Annotated in this window: 21 protein-coding genes; 15 read left to right on the top strand and 6 right to left on the bottom strand. The window is 70.2% G+C overall.

Annotated elements, in window-relative coordinates; genetic code table 11:
- The first annotated feature begins 9 nt into the window (after positions 1 to 9).
- Positions 10 to 849, top strand: coding sequence for a maleylpyruvate isomerase N-terminal domain-containing protein (locus ABD987_RS18870; protein WP_345394703.1), 840 nt, complete (start codon positions 10 to 12; stop codon positions 847 to 849).
- Here ABD987_RS18870 and ABD987_RS18865 read toward each other — a convergent pair.
- Positions 846 to 1,838: a small ribosomal subunit Rsm22 family protein gene (locus ABD987_RS18865; RefSeq protein WP_345394700.1), complete on the bottom strand. Its 993-nt coding sequence runs from the start codon at positions 1,836 to 1,838 to the stop codon at positions 846 to 848. The two genes, ABD987_RS18870 and ABD987_RS18865, sit on opposite strands and share 4 nt — an antisense overlap.
- A gap of 176 nt (positions 1,839 to 2,014) precedes the next feature.
- Here ABD987_RS18865 and ABD987_RS18860 point away from each other — a divergent pair, with 176 nt between their 5' ends.
- From ABD987_RS18860 to ABD987_RS18850, 3 genes are all read left to right on the top strand, one after another.
- Positions 2,015 to 2,440 (top strand): YciI family protein, encoded by a 426-nt coding sequence (locus tag ABD987_RS18860; RefSeq protein ID WP_345394697.1) that lies wholly within the window; start codon positions 2,015 to 2,017, stop codon positions 2,438 to 2,440.
- Between the two features lie 13 nt (positions 2,441 to 2,453).
- Positions 2,454 to 2,804: a YciI family protein gene (locus ABD987_RS18855; protein ID WP_345394693.1), complete on the top strand. Its 351-nt coding sequence runs from the start codon at positions 2,454 to 2,456 to the stop codon at positions 2,802 to 2,804.
- Between the two features lie 135 nt (positions 2,805 to 2,939).
- On the top strand, positions 2,940 to 4,118 hold the full coding sequence (locus ABD987_RS18850) for an RNA polymerase sigma factor (RefSeq protein WP_378214099.1): 1,179 nt from the start codon (positions 2,940 to 2,942) through the stop codon (positions 4,116 to 4,118).
- 3 nt (positions 4,119 to 4,121) lie between these two features.
- Here ABD987_RS18850 and ABD987_RS18845 read toward each other — a convergent pair whose 3' ends face one another.
- From ABD987_RS18845 to ABD987_RS18835, 3 genes are all read right to left on the bottom strand, one after another.
- On the bottom strand, positions 4,122 to 4,994 hold the full coding sequence (locus ABD987_RS18845) for a nuclease (RefSeq protein ID WP_345394687.1): 873 nt from the start codon (positions 4,992 to 4,994) through the stop codon (positions 4,122 to 4,124).
- Between the two features lie 210 nt (positions 4,995 to 5,204).
- Positions 5,205 to 6,899, bottom strand: coding sequence for an L-lactate permease (locus ABD987_RS18840; RefSeq protein ID WP_345394683.1), 1,695 nt, complete (start codon positions 6,897 to 6,899; stop codon positions 5,205 to 5,207).
- Positions 6,900 to 6,903: 4 nt separating this feature from the next.
- Positions 6,904 to 7,701 carry an IclR family transcriptional regulator gene (locus ABD987_RS18835; protein WP_345394680.1) on the bottom strand — a complete coding sequence of 266 codons (798 nt, stop codon included), beginning with the start codon at positions 7,699 to 7,701 and terminating at the stop codon, positions 6,904 to 6,906.
- 246 nt (positions 7,702 to 7,947) lie between these two features.
- Between ABD987_RS18835 and ABD987_RS18830 the strand changes: the two genes are divergently transcribed.
- The 6 genes from ABD987_RS18830 to ABD987_RS18805 all read left to right on the top strand — a co-directional run bounded on the left by ABD987_RS18830 (position 7,948) and on the right by ABD987_RS18805 (position 14,819).
- The gene (locus ABD987_RS18830; protein ID WP_345394677.1) at positions 7,948 to 9,180 is read left to right on the top strand and encodes a MurT ligase domain-containing protein; all 1,233 of its coding nucleotides are present in this window, start codon (positions 7,948 to 7,950) and stop codon (positions 9,178 to 9,180) included.
- Positions 9,181 to 9,229: 49 nt separating this feature from the next.
- The gene (locus tag ABD987_RS18825; protein ID WP_345394835.1) at positions 9,230 to 9,952 is read left to right on the top strand and encodes a type 1 glutamine amidotransferase; all 723 of its coding nucleotides are present in this window, start codon (positions 9,230 to 9,232) and stop codon (positions 9,950 to 9,952) included.
- Between the two features lie 145 nt (positions 9,953 to 10,097).
- On the top strand, positions 10,098 to 11,513 hold the full coding sequence (locus ABD987_RS18820; RefSeq protein ID WP_345394674.1) for a sensor histidine kinase: 1,416 nt from the start codon (positions 10,098 to 10,100) through the stop codon (positions 11,511 to 11,513).
- A gap of 4 nt (positions 11,514 to 11,517) precedes the next feature.
- Positions 11,518 to 12,189: a response regulator transcription factor gene (locus ABD987_RS18815; RefSeq protein WP_345394671.1), complete on the top strand. Its 672-nt coding sequence runs from the start codon at positions 11,518 to 11,520 to the stop codon at positions 12,187 to 12,189.
- An 84-nt stretch (positions 12,190 to 12,273) separates the two neighbouring features.
- Positions 12,274 to 13,425, top strand: a complete 1,152-nt coding sequence (locus ABD987_RS18810; protein ID WP_345394668.1) for an NHL repeat-containing protein — start codon at positions 12,274 to 12,276, stop codon at positions 13,423 to 13,425.
- Positions 13,422 to 14,819 carry a phosphocholine-specific phospholipase C gene (locus tag ABD987_RS18805; RefSeq protein WP_345394665.1) on the top strand — a complete coding sequence of 466 codons (1,398 nt, stop codon included), beginning with the start codon at positions 13,422 to 13,424 and terminating at the stop codon, positions 14,817 to 14,819. The genes ABD987_RS18810 and ABD987_RS18805 overlap by 4 nt, the downstream gene beginning before the upstream one ends.
- A gap of 123 nt (positions 14,820 to 14,942) precedes the next feature.
- On the opposite strand, the gene ABD987_RS18800 is transcribed toward ABD987_RS18805, so the two are convergent.
- Entirely contained in the window at positions 14,943 to 15,347 is a 405-nt protein-coding gene (locus ABD987_RS18800; RefSeq protein WP_345394663.1) for a CoA-binding protein, read from the bottom strand.
- Positions 15,348 to 15,428: 81 nt separating this feature from the next.
- Positions 15,429 to 15,932, bottom strand: a complete 504-nt coding sequence (locus tag ABD987_RS18795; protein WP_345394660.1) for a VOC family protein — start codon at positions 15,930 to 15,932, stop codon at positions 15,429 to 15,431.
- A gap of 162 nt (positions 15,933 to 16,094) precedes the next feature.
- Between ABD987_RS18795 and ABD987_RS18790 the strand changes: the two genes are divergently transcribed.
- The 5 genes from ABD987_RS18790 to ABD987_RS18770 all read left to right on the top strand — a co-directional run bounded on the left by ABD987_RS18790 (position 16,095) and on the right by ABD987_RS18770 (position 19,577).
- Positions 16,095 to 16,892, top strand: coding sequence for a 2-keto-4-pentenoate hydratase (locus tag ABD987_RS18790; protein WP_345394657.1), 798 nt, complete (start codon positions 16,095 to 16,097; stop codon positions 16,890 to 16,892).
- Complete coding sequence (locus ABD987_RS18785; RefSeq protein ID WP_345394654.1) at positions 16,889 to 17,680, top strand: 2-keto-4-pentenoate hydratase; 792 nt, start codon at positions 16,889 to 16,891, stop codon at positions 17,678 to 17,680. Before ABD987_RS18790 ends, ABD987_RS18785 begins: the two co-directional genes overlap by 4 nt.
- A gap of 105 nt (positions 17,681 to 17,785) precedes the next feature.
- Entirely contained in the window at positions 17,786 to 18,193 is a 408-nt protein-coding gene (locus tag ABD987_RS18780) for a nitroreductase/quinone reductase family protein (RefSeq protein WP_345394832.1), read from the top strand.
- Between the two features lie 71 nt (positions 18,194 to 18,264).
- Positions 18,265 to 18,603, top strand: a complete 339-nt coding sequence (locus ABD987_RS18775) for a PadR family transcriptional regulator (RefSeq protein WP_345394651.1) — start codon at positions 18,265 to 18,267, stop codon at positions 18,601 to 18,603.
- Positions 18,600 to 19,577: a hypothetical protein gene (locus ABD987_RS18770; protein WP_345394648.1), complete on the top strand. Its 978-nt coding sequence runs from the start codon at positions 18,600 to 18,602 to the stop codon at positions 19,575 to 19,577. Before ABD987_RS18775 ends, ABD987_RS18770 begins: the two co-directional genes overlap by 4 nt.
- Positions 19,578 to 19,597: the final 20 nt, after the last annotated feature.

The following is a 19,597-nucleotide window of genomic DNA, read 5'->3' as shown; positions in this document are numbered from 1 at the left end:
GGGGAAGTGGTGATCACCGAACAACGCTGGAACGCGGTCCGGGACGCACTGCCCCAGGCGGGTGCCCGGTTCGCGGATCTCGTACTGACCGCGCACGATCCGGCCACCAGGGTGACCGCGGACTGGAGCGTCGTGGAGACCACCGCCCACGTCGGGTTCATCGCGCTGATGTACCGGGTCATGGTCCGCGGCGGGGACGAACCGCTCCCGCTGCCCGCGCTCACCACGTCCATCAAGCAGGCCCGCACCGACACCGTCGCCGACATGAACACGCTCGCACTGCGGGAGTATCCGGAACGGGATCCGGTGCGGTTGAGCGAAAAGCTGCGTACCGACATCGCCGAGATCCTGCGCCGGAGCGAGGGGATCGACCCGGAGCGGCCGGTGAGCTGGCTCGGCGGCGCGCTCGTCCCGGTCGCCGGGGTGCTCGCGCACCTGCTCAACGAACTGCTCATCCACGGCCTCGACATCGCCCGCGCGATCGGTGTCCCGTGGCCGATCCGCGCCGTCGACGAGGCGTTGTTCTTCGACCTGTTCCTGGTCGGCATGACACGCAACAGCGTCGGAACACTGCTCGACGACGCCGTGCCCTCGCCCCGCCGGATCGCGGTGGAGTTCCGGTCCGCGCACACGGATCCGGTGGTCATGGCGCTGCAGCACGGCCACGTCACGATCGAGGAACCGGACGGCGCGAGCGACGTCCGGCTCTCCTTCGACCCCGCGGTGCTGGTGCCGATGATGTTCGGCAGGGTGAGCAGGGCGCGTGCGGTGCTGACCCGCAAGGTCGTCATCGGCGGGCCGCGGCCGTGGCTGCTGCGCCCCTTCCTCAAGGTCGTGCGGATGCCCTAGCCCGGCCGCGTGGTGGGTGGCCACGCGTCACCCCATTCGGCGTCGCGCGCGGCGCGGTAGAGCTCTCCGTGGCGTTTGGACACCGTGGTTTCGGCCAGCACCGCCGCGTCGGTGCACAGGTCGAGCACGACCAGGCCCTTGCGTTTGCGCGGGTGCCGCACGATCCGCGCTTCGGGCGGGGACGCGGTGACGGACGACGCGGCGACGTAGGAGAACTTCTCGTCCTCGAAGCCGAGCGTGCCCGACTTGAGCTGCCGGTGCAGCCCCGTCCTGGACAGGCGCGCGGAGAAGTGGCACCAGTCCTCGCCGGGGCTGATCGGGCAGTCGCGGGCGTGCGGGCAGGGCGCGACGACGGCCGCGTCGGACGCCGACAGCACGTCCCGCGCGGCGCGGATCCGCTCGAAACCGGCAGGCGTCCCCGGTTCGATCAGCACCACCGTCCGCGCCCCGGCGGCCAGCCGGCGCACGGTGTCCGCGCGGATCCGGTCCGGGAGCTCACCGAGCACATAGGACAGCGTGACCAGGTCGGCCTCGGGCAATGGTGCCGCCGGGTCGATCAGCTCGCGTCGCCATTCCGTCGTCCGCACCGACGGGGCACTCGCTCGCGTGGCGAGCCGCTTGCCCAGCGTGATGGCGGCCGGGACCTGTTCGAGCACCGTCGCGCGCTCCAGCGACGGCCAGACCCCGGCCGCCGCCCAGACCGCCGCGCCGGTCCCGCCGCCGACGTCCAGCTGCGTGCGCGGCGCGAAGTCCGGCGTGCGGGCCGCGGTCTCGGCGAGCGCGGCGTGCACGGCCGCGTACGTCGCGGGCATCCGGTACCCGGCGTAGGCGGCGACGTCCACCTCGGAGGCGAGGATCGGCGCGCTCGCGGCGCCGCCCTGCCGGTAGCGCGTGCTGAGCCGCTCGACGGACCGCGTCAGGCGCTGCTGGGGGTATCGGGAGAGCTCGGCGTCGAGCGCCGAGCGGAGGTCTTCGGGGAGTGCCGCCACGGGCGCCGATTCTCCTCCCCGGGTGAGTTTTGTCCGTTCACCGGGTCCTGACCTGCTAGTTTCTGCGGCGACGAACTGGATGAAAAAAAGTTCGGCCCCCGTGTCGATCCCGAGCCCACCCGTTCGACGCGTTGGTGAAGCGGGAGAGACCCGCACCACGACTTGAGGAGTACCCCATGCGGTTCATGGTGATCATGAAGGCGTCCGAGGAGTCCGAAGCCGGTCAGCTGCCCAGCACCGAGCTGCTCACCGAGATGGGCCAGTTCAACGACGAGCTGGTGAAGGCGGGCGTGCTGCTCGCCGGTGAAGGGCTGACCGCCAGTTCGGAAGGGGCGCGGGTGCGGTTCTCCGGTGACGCGGAACCGCAGGTCATCGACGGCCCGTTCGCCGAGACCAAGGAGCTGATCGCGGGCTTCTGGATCCTCCAGGTGCGCTCGAAGGAAGAGGTCATCGAGTGGGTCAAGCGGGTCCCGAACACCGATGGCGCCCATCACACGATCGAGATCCGGCGCGTCGCCGAGATGGAGGACTTCGGCGAGAACATGACGCCGGAGATCCGCGAGGCCGAGGAGCGGCTGCGCGCGGCGACCGAGCAGAAGTGAGGGTCGCCGGCGCATGCGATTCGTGGTGATGGTCAAGGGGGATCCGGAGATCGAGGCGGGGCGGCAGCCCAGCACCGAGGAGTTCGCGGAGATGGCCGAGTTCAACGAGGAACTCCTCCGCTCCGGGATGCTGGAAATGGCCGAGGGGCTGCAACCCAGCGCCGAGGGTGTCCGGGTGCTGTTCGACGGCGACGCCGAGCCCCAGGTGACGGACGGCCCGTTCGCCGAGACGAAGGAGCTGATCGCCGGGTTCTGGATTCTGCGGGCGGATTCGCTGGCCGAGGTCGTCGAGCTGATGAAGCGGGTGCCGAACCCGGACGGCAGGCCTGGGGAGATCGAGATCCGGCGGATCGCGGAGTTCTGACCCGCCCTTGCCTCGGCTCCGGCGACGCTGTCTGATGACGGGGTGACGTCGACGGCAGCGGCAACCGACACCCACGGCGCCATCGAGGCGGTGTGGCGGATCGAATCGGCGCGGCTCATCGCGGGGCTGGCGCGGATGGTCCGCGACGTCGGCCTCGCCGAGGAACTCGCGCAGGACGCCCTGGTCGCGGCCATGGAACAGTGGCCGGGCGAGGGCGTCCCGCGTAATCCCGGCGCGTGGCTGATGACCACGGCGAAGCGGCGGGCCATCGACCTGTTCCGCCGCAACGAGCGTTTCGAGCGGAAGATCGACGAGCTGGGCCGCGAACAGCAGCTCGGTGAGGGCGTGCTGCCGGACTTCGACGCCGCGCTCGAGGACCACATCGAGGACGATCTGCTGCGGCTGGTGTTCACCGCGTGCCATCCGGTGCTGAACACCGGGGCACGGGTCGCGCTGACGCTGCGCATGCTCGGCGGGCTCACCACCGACGAGATCGCGCGGGCGTTCCTGGTCAAGGAGTCGACGATCGCGCAGCGGATCGTGCGGGCCAAGCGCTCGCTCACCGCGGCGAACGTCCCGTTCGAAGTCCCCGAGGGCGAGGAACGCGTCAAGCGGCTGTCCTCGGTGCTCGAAGTCATCTACCTGATCTTCAACGAGGGCTATTCGGCGACGCGCGGGGACGACTGGCTGCGTCCCGCGCTGTGTGAGGAGGCGCAGCGGCTCGCGCGGGTGCTCGCCGGTCTGATGCCCGCCGAACCCGAGGTGCACGGCCTGGCGGCGCTGGTCGAACTCCAGGCGTCGCGCAACGCCGCCAGGACCGACGCGAGCGGTGCCCCGATCCTCCTGCTCGACCAGGATCGTTCACGCTGGAACCAGCTGCTGATCCGGCGCGGTCTCGCCGCGCTCACCCGCGCCGAGGAACTGGCCGAAGGCGCGTACGGTCCCTACGCGGCGCAGGCGGCGATCGCGGCGTGCCACGCCAGGGCGCGGACGCCGGAGCAGACCGACTGGGTCCGGATTTCGGCGCTGTACGCGGGTTTGGCGCGGTTGCGGCCGTCACCGGTGGTGGAGCTGAACCGCGCCGTCGCCGTCTCCATGGCCTACGGCCCGCAGGCCGGACTGGACCTGGTGGACAAGCTGGTCGACGAGCCGGCGCTGAAGGGATATCACCTGCTGCCGAGCGTGCGGGGGGACCTGCTGGCGAAGCTGGGACGGCGCGCCGACGCGCGTGCCGAGTTCACGCGCGCCGCCGAGCTGACCGGCAACGCGCGCGAACGCGCGCTGCTGCTGGCCAGGGCCGCCGAACAGGACTGAACCTCACGCTTCGGCGAAGACGATCCGTTCCGGTTCGACGGTGAGCTGAAGTGTCTGGCGGCGCACCGAAACGAGCGTTTCGAACTCCGTCGCGTGCCCGTCGGGGATGGTGAACAGCCGATCGTTCCGCGTGCTCAGGTAGTGCGGGAACCCGGCGAGCGACACCCCGCCCGACTCGTCGAGCGACAGGTAGTCCACCAGCCTGCGGAACAGTTTCGGCAGGATCACCACGTCGTCGGTCAGCTGCTTGCGGGACCGCAGCCGGAACCCGGCGTTCGTGACGTCGTGTGCCCACGCTCCGCTGCCCGATTCCCGCGCCGCGACGGCCGCGTCGGAAAGCGCCTGCCGGAGATCGGGGTACAACTTCGAGTAGAACGTCGGGTAGACGAGGCCCTCGGCGGTCAGCTTGAAGTTGGCCGAGTTCCTGAGCGTCTTGACGTCGAAGTGGACATCGCTCAGATCCGTCGACCGGCCGGGCCGCTGGCCGGGGAACGCGAACGCGACCGCGCGGCCGTACTTGTCGGCGAACCGGGTCAGGATGTGCCCGGTGACCTTCGGCGGGACCGCCCTGGTGACGACGCCGCGTTCGTCGCGTTCGGCCTTGGTGAACCCGAGCAGGGCGAGCAGCCGCGCGGACGCGGCGTTCGCGAGATCGGCGGGCTGGTGCAGTTCCTCCCCGTGGCCCTGTGGCCGGTAATGCGTCTCCAGCGCGTCGATCGCGTCGAGCCGCAGCTGCATTCCGCCCCGCGAATTCAACCGGACCTTGAGCCCCGCCTTCTTGGTGGCCTGGGGATCGTCCGGATAGAACCGCACCGAATCCCCGTCCGGCGAGGCCCCGACGATCTGGAACGTTCCTTTGATCAGCGTCATCGGCATGACACCACGGTAGGTCGCCCGCGCGGGGTTTCCTCCCCGGTTCATCCGGACAGAGCAACCTGGACGCCTTCTGTCCATTTTGGATTCGCGCCGAATTCGCGAGATGCCGCGAAACCCGGTGAACCGATCCCCGGCGTCCCACGAGTCCGTGAATGCCACATTGAGGGACTCTGAGTCCCTCAATGTGGCATTCACGGACCGGTGCGTGCTCTAAGGCGACGGGATCATGAAGCTCAGCACGGTGGCCTGGAGCAAGGAGATCACCCCGACCACGGCCGTCAGCGCCAGCGACCACAGGAAGGTCTGACGCAGCAGCGAGCCCTCCTTCCCGCTCTGCCCGATCGCGGTGGCCCCGATGGACAGGTTCTGCGGCGAGATCATCTTGCCCATCACGCCGCCCGAGGTGTTCGTCGCGCCGGCCAGTACCGGGTCGAGGTGCAGCTGTTGCGCGGAAATCACCTGCATCGGCCCGAAAAGACTGTTGGTGGAGGCGTCCGATCCGGTGAGGAAAACACCGAGCCAGCCGATGTACGCCGAGAAAATCGGGAACAACACGCCGGTGGTGGCCAGTGCGAGGCCGAGTGTCTGCGTCGCTCCCGAGTAGTTCATGACGAACGCGATCGCGAGGATCAGGAAAATCGTCGCGAGCGCCCAGCGCATCTGGAACAGCGTCTGCCGGTAGGCGCGCAGCAGTTTCGCCGGCCGGGCGCCCATCGCGAACCCGGCGATCACGGCGGCCAGCAGCGCGACCGTTCCCGGGGAGAAGAGGAAGTCCACGGTGAGCGTCGCGGCGTACGGGCTGTTCTTCGCGGTGATCGGCGGATGTTGCACGACCTGGTTGTGCAGGCCGGGCCAGGCGAACACCCAGTCCGCCCGGTGCAGCAGCTTCGTCAGATCCAGCCACCCCGGCAGGTTCTTGAAGATCGTCCCGATCCGGGACAGGAAGATCGCCAGGATCAGGATGATGTACGGCGTCCACGCGTACAGCGCGCCCCGTCCGGAAGAACCGGCGGCCCCGACGCTGCGAGAAGCGGGAACCGGCTTCTCGCCGTCGAAACGCCAGACCGTCTTCGGTTGCCAGAACCGGGTGAGCACCCACAGCGCGGCCATGGCGGCGAGCGCGGCGAGGACGTCGACGAGGCTCGGGCTCACGAAGTTCGAGGCGACGAACTGCATCACGGCGAAGGCGACGCCCGAGGCCAGCACCGCCGGCCACACCTCCAGCATGCGCTTCCAGCCCGCGAGCACCACGACGAGGAACGCCGGGATGATCAGCGCGAGGAACGGCACCTGCCGCCCGACCATCGCGGAGAACGCGTCGGTCGCCTGGTCCGGTTTGAGATGCATGATCGGCGCGGTCAGCCTGCCCAGCACGATCAGCGGATTCCCGAGCCCGCCGAACGCGACCGGCGCGGTGTTCGCCAGCAACGCCAGCACCACGGCCTTGACCGGGGGAAAGCCGAGCGCGGCCATCATCGCCGCGGTGATCGCGATCGGCGAGCCGCCGCCCGCGACGCCTTCGAGCAGCGCGCCGAAGCTGAACGCGATGAGCAGCGCCTGCAACCGCCGGTCCTCGCTGAACCCCGAAAGCGCCCGCTTGATCGACTCGAACCGGCCGGTCGCGACCGTGACGTTGTGGAAGTACACCGCGTGGAAGGCGATCCAGGCCACCGACCACACGCCGAACACGACACCCATGGCCGCCGAGCCGAAGGCCAGCCCGGCGGGCATCCGGTAGAGCAGCAGCGCGACACCGAGCGCGGTGAGCAGCGCGAGCGCCGCCGACAGGTGTGCCGAGAGCCGGACGACACCCAGCGACACCAGCAGCACGACGATCGGCAACGCGGCGAGCAGCGCGGAAACCCACAACCCGCCCACGGGCTGGTAGTCCTGGAGCCAGGTCATGCGATTAACCCCGGGGGACCCGGACGTAACCCAGCCGCATCGACAGCGCCGCCGCGGTGCCCGCGACGGTCGCCCCGAGTTCCTCCACGCGGCGCAGCACACGTGCCGCGGGACCGGCGATGCTGATCGCCGCGATCGGCCTGCCCGAGTGGTCGCGCACGGCCGCGGCGACACAGCCGACGTCCGGCTCGTTCTCGACGTCGTCGACGGCCCAGCCGCGCCGGCTCGTGCGCGCGAGATCGTCGAGCAGGCGGGCCGGGTCGACGATCGTGCGCAGGGTCAGGCCGTCCAGCCGCATCCGGCGGACCCGCTCCAGCCGGTCACCCTCCGGCAGCGCCGCCAGCCACGCCTTGCCCAGCGACGTCGCGTGCTGCGGGCGCCGCGTGCCCAGCCGGCAGGCCAGCGTCACCGCGCTCGCGCTGCGTTCGGTGGCGACGTAGACCATCGCGTCGTTGTCGGGCACCGCGAGGTAGGTCGTCTCCCCGGACCGTTCGGCCAGTGCCGAGAGGTAGCGCGGCGCGCATCGGTGCAGATCCGTCGCGGCCATCGCCCGCGCGCCCAGCTCGACCAGCCGGGTGCCGAGCCGGACCCGGCCGGTGGCCTGGTCGGCTTCGAGGTAGTCGAGGTTCTTGAGCGTCCCCACGATCCGGTAGGTGGCGCTGCGCGAAAGACCCAGTTGCCGGGCGATCGCGTTGGTGGAAATCTCCTGGTGGCGGCCGACGTGCTCGAGAACCGCGAGTCCGCGCTCGAGTGTGCCGCTCTGGTCAAGGCCGTGTTTGCCAGTTCCGCGGTCCGGCTCCATGCTGCCCTCCGATGGACGCGCCCGAGGTCCCGTTCAGTGGAAAGTCGTTCCGCTGGGCGGGGTTTGGACGCTAACACCTCCGATGTTTCTATGGAAGGTCTCTTAACAAAGTGGCGCGCGTCCCGACTTTAGGGGTGCGCCATCTGGTTCAACCTCCGATCGTTAACTTGACTTACGAAGGGGTGGGTGAAGAGCCGGATCACCCACTCAGGAAAATCACAGCCTATGACGGGCAAGGTGCAACCGATGACTGCTCGCAGCCCCCTACGCACGCGCGCGTCCGTGGCTGCCGGCCGGGTGACAGCGTGGCTCTCACGCAAGTCCGGACTCGGCAGTGGCGGGATGATCGGCGGACGGGTCACGCTCAAACTCGACCCGCAGGCGTTACGGCGGCTGGGTCGTGAGCGGACCGTTCTGCTGGTCACCGGCACTAACGGCAAGACCACGACGTCGCTGATGCTCGCCCGTTCCGTCGAAGCCCTCGCCGAGGTCGCGCACAACAGCGAAGGCGCGAACATGCCCGACGGCGTGCTCTCCGCGCTCGCCCGGCGCCCCTCCGCCCCGTACGCGGTGCTGGAGGTCGACGAAACCTACGTCCCCTGGGTCGCCGAACAGGTCGACCCCGCGGTGCTCGTCCTGCTCAACCTGTCCCGCGACCAGCTGGACCGCGTCGGTGAGGTCCGCTCGCTCGAACGCGATCTACGCGCCGCGATCGCCAAGATGGAGAACACCCACGTCGTCGCCAACTGCGACGACGTACTGGTCACCTCGGCCGCGTCGGCCGCGGCGAACCCGGTCTGGGTGGGCACCGTCCGGCGCTGGACGGACGACTCGACGTCGTGCCCGCGCTGCGGTGGCCCCATCGTCCAGGAGGGCAGGCAGTGGCGCAGCGACTGCGGCCTCGTCCGGCCGGAGCCGGCCTGGCAGCTCGAAGGCAACGAGGTGCGCACGCCCGACGGCTCGTCGGTCGCTCTCGACCTGAGGCTGCCCGGTGACGCGAACCGCTCGAACGCGGCGATGGCGCTGGCCGCGGCGAACTGTGTCGGCGTCTCGCCGGACACCGCCACCGGCAGGCTGACCAGCATCACCGACATCGGCGGCCGGTACCGCACGGTCCGCCGTGGCGAGCACGCCGTGCGGCTGATGCTGGCCAAGAACCCGGCGGGCTGGGCCGAGACCCTGCACGTGCTGGAGAAGGATGCCCCGGTGGTGGTCGCGGTCAACGCGCACGAGGCCGACGGCCGCGACATGTCGTGGCTGTGGGACGTGCGCTTCGAGGAACTGCGCGGGCGCAAGGTGATCGCCGCCGGCGAGCGCTGCGCGGACCTCGCGGTCCGGCTGCGCTACGCCGAGGTCGACTACACCATGCAGGCCGACCCGGTCGCCGCGATCGACGCGGTGCGGCCCGGCGGGGTGGACCTGGTGGCGAACTACACCGCGTTCCGCGACCTCCTGGGTAGGCTGCCGAATGACAACTGACAGTGACCGGCGCACGCAGTTCGCCGCCGAGCCCGCGAAGAAGAGTTCGATGTCCACCGCACGAATCGGCCTGATCCTGCCGGAGGTGCTCGGCACCTACGGCGACTCCGGGAACGCGCACGTCCTGTGCAAGCGTCTTCAGTGGCGCGGCCACGACGCCGAGGTCGTCCCGGTGCTGCTCGGCGAACCGGTGCCGAACAGCCTGGACATCTACCTGCTCGGCGGTGGCGAGGACGGCGCGCAGGCGCTGGCCACCGAGCACCTGCGCAAGCGCATCGGGCTGGGCAAGGCGGTCGAGAACGGCGCGATCGTGCTCGCGATCTGCGCCGGTCTGCAGGTGCTCGGGACCCGGTTCCGCGGCAGCGACGGCGTCGACCACGAGGGCCTCGGCCTGCTCGACGTGGTGACCGAGCCGGGCGAGCCCGGTACCCCGCGCGCGGTGTCCGAGCTGGTCGCCGAGGGCGGCGCGATCCTCGGCGGCGAGGCGCTCACCGGGTTCGAGAACCACCAGGGCCGCACGAAGCTGGGCGAGGGCAGCATTCCGCTCGGGCGGGTCGTGTCGGGCACCGGCAACGGTGACGGCACCGAGGGCGCGGTCACCGGCCACGTCGTCGGCACCTACCTGCACGGGCCCGCGCTCGCGCGCAACCCCGCGCTGGCCGACCTGCTGCTGACCTGGCTGCTCGGGCACGAGCTCGAGCCGCTGGACATGCCCGAGGTCGAGCAGTTGCGCGCCGAGCGGTTCGCCGCGGCGAAACGTCGCCGGGCCTGAACCCGGGTCATCCGCGGTCGTGGGGCGGCGTTGCGGTCCACCGCACCGGACCGGCGCCGACCTGAGCCTGGTGACCTGGGACTCGGAGCCGCCACCGGACGGCACTGCCGGTACCGGGCACCAGGGGTACTTCTACCCTGCCCTGATGAAGGTGGCGCGGCTGATCGCGGCGACCGGCGTGCGGATGCGCACGACCGCGGTCGCGGTGTTCCTGCTCGCGCTGGCCATGGTGCTCGCCGGGGTGGTCGTCGTCCTGTTGCTGGAGAACTCGCTCGATCGCAGTGTCACCGAGAGCGCGCGCAGCACCGGTCTCCAGGTGGCCCGGCAGCTGGCGAAGGTGGGCGCGGCCGGGCTGAGTGACACCGGTGTCGCCGCGACCGGGGACGCCGAGGCCGTCACCCAGGTCCTCGACGCGCGCGGGCATCCGGTGACCAGTGATCCGGCCATCGCCACGCTGCCGCCGATCACGCGGGCGCGGCCGGGGCCGGGCCAGGAGATCGTGGAGACCAGGACGCTCGCCATCCACGAGGACTCCAGCAGCTATCGCACGGTGTCGCGGCTGGTGTACGGGCCGGGCGGACCGTACACGGTGGTCTCGGCGCGGTCGCTGATGCCGGTGACGGACGCGTCGACGCGGCTGACGCTGCTGCTCGGCCTGATCGCGATCCCGCTGCTGGGGATCTCCGGGCTGGCGGTGTACCGGTCGGTCGGGTCGGCGCTGGAGCCGGTCGAGCGGATGCGGCGGACGGTCGCGGAGGTGTCGACCACGGATCTCAGCGCGCGGGTGGCGCTGCCGCCGGGCAGCGACGAGGTGCACCGGCTGGCCGCGACGCTGAACTCGATGCTCGACCGGCTCGCCTCGGCACAGGCCGCGCAGCGCCGGTTCGTCGCCGACGCGAGTCACGAGCTGCGTTCGCCGCTGTCCACGATCAGCGCCGCGCTCGACGTTTCCAGCCAGCACCCGGAAAGCATGGGCACCGACGAGCTGGTGCCGGTGATCACCCGGGAGACCGCGCGGCTGCGCGAGCTGGTCGACGATCTGCTGATGCTCGCGCGGACCGACGACGCGACCGACCGGCCCTCCCGCACGGAGGTCGACCTGGACGACATTGTGCGGGCCGAGGCGGAGCGGGTGCGTGGCGAGAGCACACTGGAGATCGAGGTCAGGGCCTGGCCGGCCAAGGTCCACGGCAGCGAGGCACAGCTGCGCCGCGCCGTGCGCAACCTCGTCGACAACGCGCGTGAGTACGCGAAGGAACGGATCCGGGTGAGCAGCTCGGTGCACGACGACCGCGCGTTCGTCGAGGTCAGCGACGACGGGCCCGGCGTGGCGCCGGCCGACCGCGAACGGATCTTCGAGCGGTTCGTCCGGCTCGACGCGTCCCGGCAGCGCTTCTACCACGGCGGCACCGGGCTCGGGCTGGCGATCGTGGCCGGGATCGCCGCGCGGCACGGCGGGTCGGCGCGCTACCTCGACGTGACAGAGCCCCACTATCCTGGAGCGCACTTCCGGATCGAGCTGCCCCGGATCGACCTTCCACAGGACGAGGAGGAGGACTGACCGGATGCGGCTGCTGATCGTCGAAGACGAGCGCGAACTCGCCGAGACGTTGCGCAGGGGCCTGGTCGCCGAGGGGTTCACCGTCGACGTCGCTCACAGCGGCAAGGACGGTCTCTGGTCCGCCACCGAGGGCGACTACGACGCGATCGTGCTGGACATCATGCTGCCCGAACTGTCCGGGTACGAGGTGCTGAAACGGTTGCGGGCGCAGCGGAACTGGACTCCGGTGCTCATGCTGACCGCGAAGGACGGCGAATACGACGAAGCGGACGCGTTCGACCTCGGTGCCGACGACTACCTGAGCAAGCCGTTCTCCTTCGTGGTGCTGATCGCGCGGCTGCGGGCCCTGCTGCGCCGCGGCGCGCCCGCCCGGCCCACGGTGCTGGCGGCGGGTGACCTCCGGCTCGACCCCGCCGCCCGGACCGTCCACAGAGGACAGAAGCGGATCGAGCTGACCGCGCGGGAGTTCGGGCTGCTGGAGTTCTTCCTGCGGCGTCCGGGCGCGGCGCTGACGAAGAACGAGATCCTGAACCACGTCTGGGACGCGCACTACGAGGGTGACGAGAACGTCGTCGAGGTCTACGTCGGCTATCTGCGCCGCAAGATCGACACCCCGTTCGGCACACACACGATCGAGACCGTGCGAGGCGTCGGCTACCGCCTCGCCGCGGATTAGGTGATCCGGAACGGAACAGTTCCTGAACGCGGGCGGGCGACCTACTTTTGACGCTGGCCCTGGCGCGGCCCGCCGGGTGATGCTGTGCCCGTGCCAACGTCCGGGACACTGACCAGCGACGCCTCCTCGGTCGAGCAGGGCGAGCGGATCACCTTCAGCTACTCGACGCCGCCCTCGACGGTGACCCCGAAGAACTGGGTCGGGATCTACGCCGATCCCGGCAACGGGCCGGTCGATCAGCGTTACGTCGGACCTTCGACGCTCTGGGAGTACGTGCCGCGGGCGAGCGGGACGGTGTCGTTCTTCTCGGGCTCTCTCGCGCCGGGCAACTACCTCGCCTTCTACCTCTCGAACGACGGCTACGCCTGGCTCGCCGATCCGGTGCGGTTCAGCGTCCGCGCCTCGCCACCGACGACGCCGCCGGTGTTCCGTGGCGCGTTCGGGCGGCTCGGCGCCGGGCCCGGTCAGTTCAGCGATCCGGCGGGGATCGCGGTCGACGCGCGCGGGCAGCTGTGGGTCGCCGACACCGGCAACGACCGCGTGCAGGCGTTCACCCGTGACGGCAGGCTGGTGCGGGTGCTGGCCGGGCGGCTCCGGTCCCCGCAGGCCGTCGCGCTCGACGGCGCGGGCAACGTCTACGTCGCCGACACCGGGAACAACCGGGTCGTCGAGTACTCCTGGTGGGGCGGGTTCGTCCGGGAGTTCGGCGCGGGCAAGCTGGACAACCCGCGCGGTGTCGCGATCGACACCGCGGGCAGGCTCTGGGTGGCCGACACCGGGCACCAGCGCGTCGCCCGGTTCGACACCAGGGACGGGGCGGCGCTGGCCGACGTCACCGAGAAGGTCAGCTCGCCGCAGGGCGTCACGAGCGACGGCGCCGGCGGTGCCTGGGTCGTCCACAACGGACGCGCGGCGAGCGGGAACGTCGCCGTGGTGCGGTATTCGGCCGAGGGCAAGGCGATCGCGTCGATCGGCTACGGGCAGCACAGTACGTTCGGCGGGCTGTCCAACCCCGCCGACGTCGCGGTGAACGCGGGCGGTGACGCCTACGTCGTGGTGCCCGACTACGGCTGGGTGGCGCAGTTCCGGGTCACCGGCCCCTATCGCGCGGAGTTCGGGACGGACGGTCCGGGCGCGCTGCGCTTCCCGCTCGGGGTCGCCGTCGACCCGGCGGGCCGGATCTTCGTCGCGGACACCGGAAACCACCGTATCGTCCACTTTGGAGCATCCGCGTGAACGGCCACCCCCTGACCCGACGTCGTGTCCTCGGTGCCGCCGCGGCGGCCGCGCTGGGGTCGACGGTGCTGCCGCCGAACGTGCGCCGGGCGATCGCCGAGCCCGTAGTGCGTCCCGGCCGGCTTTCCGACATCGAGCACATCGTCATCCTGATGCAGGAGAACCGGTCCTTCGACCACTACTTCGGCACCATGCAGGGCGTTCGCGGGTTCTCCGATCCGACGGCGATGAAGCTGCCGAACGGTGATTCCGTGTTCAAGCAGCCGTATTCCGGTCATCCGGACGGCTATCTGCTGCCGTTCCGCTACAACACGGCGAAGACGAACGCGCAGGCGACGCCGGGGCTGCCGCACAACTGGTCGGATCAGCACTCGGCGTGGAACAACGGGAAGATGGACAACTGGATCCCGGCCAAGGGCGCCAAGACCATGGCGTACTACGACCGCGAGGACATTCCGTTCCACTTCGCGCTCGCCGAGGCGTTCACCGTGTGCGACAACTACCACTGTTCGGTGATCGGCCCGACGAACCCGAACCGGCTGTACATGTGGACCGGCTGGATCGACCCGCACGGCACCGCGGGCGGCCCGGCGAACACGAACTTCATGTCCTCGGACAATCCGGTGCTGTCCTGGAAGACCTATCCGGAGCGGCTCACCGAGGCCGGTGTCTCCTGGCGGATCTACCAGGAGGAGGACAACTACGATGACAACTCGCTGGCGTGGTTCCGGCAGTTCGCGGACGCGCCGAAGTCGTCGCCGTTGTACCGCAACGGAATGGTGAAGAAGTCGGCGGGCTGGTTCGAGCACGATGCCCGCAACGACCGGCTGCCCGCGGTTTCCTGGCTGGTGGCACCCTCCGCGCAGACCGAGCACCCGAACTGGATGCCCGCCGCCGGCGCGCAGTACATCGCGTCCAAACTGGACGCCATCGCGGCGAACCCGGACGTGTGGGCGAAAACCGCGTTCATCCTGACCTACGACGAGAACGACGGCTACTTCGACCACGTGCTGCCGCCAACGCCCGCCGCGGGCACCCCGGACGAGTTCGTCGGCGACGTCCCGATCGGCCTCGGGTTCCGGGTGCCGACGGTGGTCGTCTCGCCGTGGACGGCCGGGGGTTTCGTCTGCTCGGAGACGTTCGACCACTCGTCGCTGATCCGCCTGCTGGAGGCGCGTTTCGGGGTGCGGGAGCCGCACATCAGCGACTGGCGGCGGCGCACGGCCGGTGACCTGACCTCGGCGTTCCGCTTCGGCCGCCCGCCCGCCGGGTTCCCGCACGACAGGGCCGATCTTCGTTACCCCGCAACGGTTTCCAAACTTCGGCAGGCCCAGTTCGAGGTCCGCGACAACCCCGATCCCACCGTCCCCACCGGCCCCCAGCACCTGCCCTGACGCTCCCGGTACCCCGGCGCCCCAAGCGCCCCAATGTGGCGTTCGCTGCGTTGGACGCAGCGAATGTGGCGTTCGGTGCGTTGAGCGCACCCAATGCCACATTGGGGCGTTCGGCCCCGGGAGCTAGGCGGCTTTGGAGATGTTCGCGACGGCGCGGACCACGGCGGTGCAGCGGTCCTCGACGTATTCGAGCCCGGCCTCCTCGGCGATGCGGCGTGCCTCGGCGGAGACGATTCCCTGCTGGAGCCACAGCGCTTTCGCGCCGATGGCGACCGCCTGTGCCGCGATGCCCGGCGCCTCGTCCGCGGGGCGGAAGACGTCGACGAGGTCGACCGGCTCGGGAATGTCGGTCAAGGATCGGTAGACCTTCTCGCCGAGCAGTTCGTCGGCGGAGGGGTGCACCGGGATGATCCGGAACCCGTGTTCCCGCAACACCGCGGGCACGCCGTGCGCCGCCTTCGCCGGGTCGCGGCTCAGGCCGACGACCGCGATGGTGTCCGCGCTCGCGAGGATCTCCTCTGGCTTCATACCGGTGGAACGTCCAACCGTGCCGTGGCATTCCGCCGCTACGGCTTCCGGAGCCCGCGAACGACGAGCCGAATCCACGGTTCAGCCGATCTTTTCGCCGTACATCTCGCCGAGCGGGTCCGAGATGAGTTCCAGCCGCACGCCGTCCGGGTCGGGCAGGTAGATCGAGGTCCTGCTCTCCAGCTGGTAGGCGACCCCGGCTTCGTCGAGCCGCTTGCGTGCGCCTTCCCAGTGTTCCGGGGTGACGGACAGCGCGAGGTGGTGCAGCCCGCCGAGCACCTCGGCGTACGGGCCGAGGTCGAGACCGGGCAGGTCGAAGAACGCGACGGCGTTCCCGTTGCCGACGTCGAAGAAGAAGTGGCTGGACCCGGGGTAGTCGCGGTTCTCGAACAGTTCGGTCAGCGGGAAGCCGAGGATGTCCTGGTAGAAGGTGATCGTTCGTTCGACGTCGCTGGAGATCAGCGCGGTGTGGTGGATCCCGCGCCCGATGGTGGCTGGCCGTTCTCCGGCCGGACGGAGATGGCGGCGGCGGAGATCGTCGCGGACTTCGGCGAGCTTCGCGACCTCGGTTTCGGGCAGGGCCACGGTGACCACGTCCTTTCTCGCTGTGCGTGGTCACGACGGTACGCCGATAACATCTCGCGCGCAAGAGATTGACTTGCGAGAGGTTTTTGTTCTGCTCAGCGGAACGGCGGTCTTGTCCGCTCCCGCTCTGGACGGCAGAGTTCGCGGTGTCGGAAGGACCCCATGGACGCACACGCGCTGCACGAAGCGGCCACCAGCCTGATGAGCGCCTACGAGACGCGGAAGCCGATCGAACCGCTCGTGACGAGTTATCCCGAGGCGACCGTGGAGGACGCCTACCGGATCCAGCAGCACGTGGTGCGGCACTGGGTCGAGGGCGGCGATGTCGTGCGCGGGCACAAGGTCGGCCTCGCCTCGGCCGCCATGCAGCGGCAGATGGGCGTCGACCAGCCCGACTACGGTCACCTCACCGGCACCATGTTCCACCTGGAGCACCAGCCGATCCCGAGCGGGCGATTCCTGCAGCCGAGGATCGAACCCGAGGTCGCGTTCGTGCTCGGCTCGGCGCTGCGCGGTCCGGGGGTCACCGTCGCCGACGCGGTGCGCGCGGTCGATTTCGTGTTGCCGGCGCTGGAGATCGTCGACTCGCGTATCCGGGACTGGCGGATCGCGCTGGTGGACACGATCGCCGACAACGCCTCGTCCGGCGGTGTCGTGCTGGGTAGCAGGCCGACCGCGCTCGGCGACGTCGACCTGCGGCTGGCCGGATGCCTCCTGCACGCCGACGGCGAGCTCGCGGCGACCGGGGCCGGTGGCGCCGTGCTGGGCTCGCCGATCAACGCGCTGGTGTGGCTCGCGAACACCGTCGGCCCGCTCGGGGTGACCCTCGAACCCGGGCACGTCGTGCTGCCCGGCTCGATGACGCGGGCCATCCCGGTCCGTCCCGGCGGCACGGTGGTCGCAACGATCGCGGGACTGGGCAGCGTCACCGCCGTGTTCTCCGAGGAGGAAGCCCGATGAGTCTCGGAACGAACAGTCCCGGTGTGCACGCGGCCGCGGAACTCCTGCTCGCCTCCGCCGACGCGGTCGCCGACCGGGAGCCGCTGACCGACACCTGGCCGGAGTTCGACCTCGGCACCGCCTATGCCGTGCAGGACGAGGCCCTCCGGCTGCGCCGTGCCAGGGGCGAGACGCTGATCGGCGTCAAGCTCGGCCTCACGTCGCGGGCCAAGCAGCAGCGGATGGGCATCGACTCGCCGCTGCTGGGCTGGCTCACCGACGCGATGGTGCTCCCGGCCGGTGAACCGGTGCCGCACGCCGAGCTGATCCACCCGCGTGCCGAGCCGGAGCTGGTTTTCTTGCTGGGTAAGCGGTTGACCGGCCCCGGCGTGACCGCGGCGAGCGCGCTGGACGCCGTTTCCGCGGTGTACGGCGGCATCGAGATCATCGACAGCCGCTACCGCGACTTCCGCTTCCAACTGCCGGACGTGGTGGCGGACAACGCCTCCTCGGCCCGCTTCGTGCTCGGACCCGTCGGCCTCGATCCGTCCACAGTGGATCTCACGTTGGAGGCGGCGCTGGTGGAGGTCGACGGCCAGATCGTCGACACCGCGACCGGTGCCGCGGTCCAGGGCCATCCCGCGCAGGCGCTGGCGCTGGCGGCCAACGCCCTCGGCGAGCGCGGCCTCGCGCTGGAGGCGGGCTGGCTGGTGCTGACCGGCGGGATGACCGACGCGGTCGAGGTGCGGCCCGGTTCCCGGGTGGCGGCGCACTTCTCGCACCTCGGTTCGGTGACGCTCGCGGGCTGAAGCCGCTCAGCCGATCGTTTCCCTTGGCGCGCTGGACAACGGGAGTGCTTGCGCTACCCTGCGCACGACGCGTTCTTGGTGAGCGAGGGGGAGTGACACGTGGACATGCGGGCGTTCAACGAATCGGTGATCGAGGAGTTCCGGGCCAACGGCGGTGTGCTGGGCGGCCGCCTGGCCGGTACGTCCATGCTGCTCCTGACCACGGTCGGGGCGCGGAGCGGCCTGCCGAGGACGAGCCCGCTGGCCTGTGTGGCCGATGGCGGGGATCTGGTGGTGTTCGCCTCCAATCTCGGCTCGCCGCGCGACCCCGAGTGGTTCCGCAATCTGGTGGCCTGCCCCGACGTGACGGTCGAAGTGGGTACCGAGCGGTTCGCCGCTCGCGCGACGGCGGCCGAGGGAGCCGAACGCGAACGGCTGTACGACCTGTTCGTCTCGCGTAACCCGGGCACCGAGGGGCATCAGGCCAAGGCGGGCCGGCCGATTCCGATGGTCGTGCTGCGCCGGATCGGTTAGCGACCTGCCACCGGGCATCAGCGACGCACACCCTTGTCGATATATTCTGTCTATCGGTATATGCTCTCGACATGACTGAGGTTGCCATGCGGGAGCCGACCTTTCTGGTCCTCACCGCGCTCGCCGCCCAGGCGCAACATGGTTACGGCGTGTTGCGTGACGTCGCGGCGATTTCCGATGGGCAGGTCACCCTGCGGGCCGGGACGTTGTACGCCGCGTTGGACCGACTCTGCGCGGAAGGCTGGGTGGAGGTCGATCGCGAGGAGGTGGTGGAGAGCAGGCTGCGCCGCTACTACCGCCTTACCGAAACGGGGGCCGCCCGGCTGACGGCCGAGGTGCGGCGGAGGCAGAGACACACCAGCGCCGCCGAGCAGCGGCTGCAGCTGCGTGGCGAGGGAGGGCTGGCGTGAACGAGCGCGATGCGGGACATACCCCGATAGAGCGGCGTTATCTTCGGTTGCTGGCCCTGTATCCGCGTGCGCACCGCGCCGCGCATGGTGAGGAAATGCTGGGTGTGCTGCTCGACGGCGCCGAGGGCCGGAGCCGTCCGGGGATGGCGGAGACCGTGGACCTGCTGTGGGGTGCTGTCCAGGTGCGGTGGCAGCACGCACTGGGCGGACACCGGGGGCGGGACCGGCGAGACACCCTGGCGATGGTGAGCCTGCTGGCGCCGGTGCTCCTGCTGGTCGGGGCCTACTGGGCGGTGCGCGGCATCAGGGGGTTGATCCGAGCGGAGGCCGGGGCACCGCGGCTGTGGCTCGGCGTGCTCGCCGACGTGCCGGTGTGGTCTGCCTGGCTGGCGGCCCTTGTGGTTGGCGTGTTCGGCATGCGTCGTGCTTCGGTGGCTCTCGCGTGGCTGGCGACCGCCGCCTTGATCGTGGTCACCGCCATCGACCCGGATCGTCACTGGTCGGTGGAAATGGCCGCGGGCTGGGTGCTGCTGAGCGTTTTCGCCGCGGTGGCGGTGACCGTGTCGCCGGGGCCCCGTCGTGGTTTGGAGCTGCTGGGCTTGTCACGACTGATCATTCTCATCGGCACGGCTGTCATTCTCGGTCTCCTCACGACGACAGGGCTGGGTAGGTATCTCCCCCTTGTCGAACTGGTCGAGCTGGTGGTGTTGGTGCTGGGTGTGCTGGCCGCCTGCCGCCCGGGGACGCGAAGCGGCCGCCGCGCGGCGCCGATCATCCTCACTCCCCTCATCGCGGTATCGGTAGCCGACCGGCTGTTCCTGGATTTCGATGCCTATCTGATCTTCGCTGCCCCCGTGCACGCCGTCCTCCTCTACGGCGCACCGGTGGTGATCACGGTGGGATTCGCCGCCCTGCTGCATCGTTTCGACCGGCACCCGTCTCCCGAGCCGAGGCCCGGCTGGGCGGCTCGCTGACGGTGCCGCCGGAGCGAGGC

It is taken from the genome of Amycolatopsis samaneae (assembly GCF_039541975.1).
Classification (GTDB): Bacteria; Actinomycetota; Actinomycetes; order Mycobacteriales; family Pseudonocardiaceae; genus Amycolatopsis; species Amycolatopsis samaneae.
This window is presented reverse-complemented; position numbering and strand designations above follow the sequence as displayed.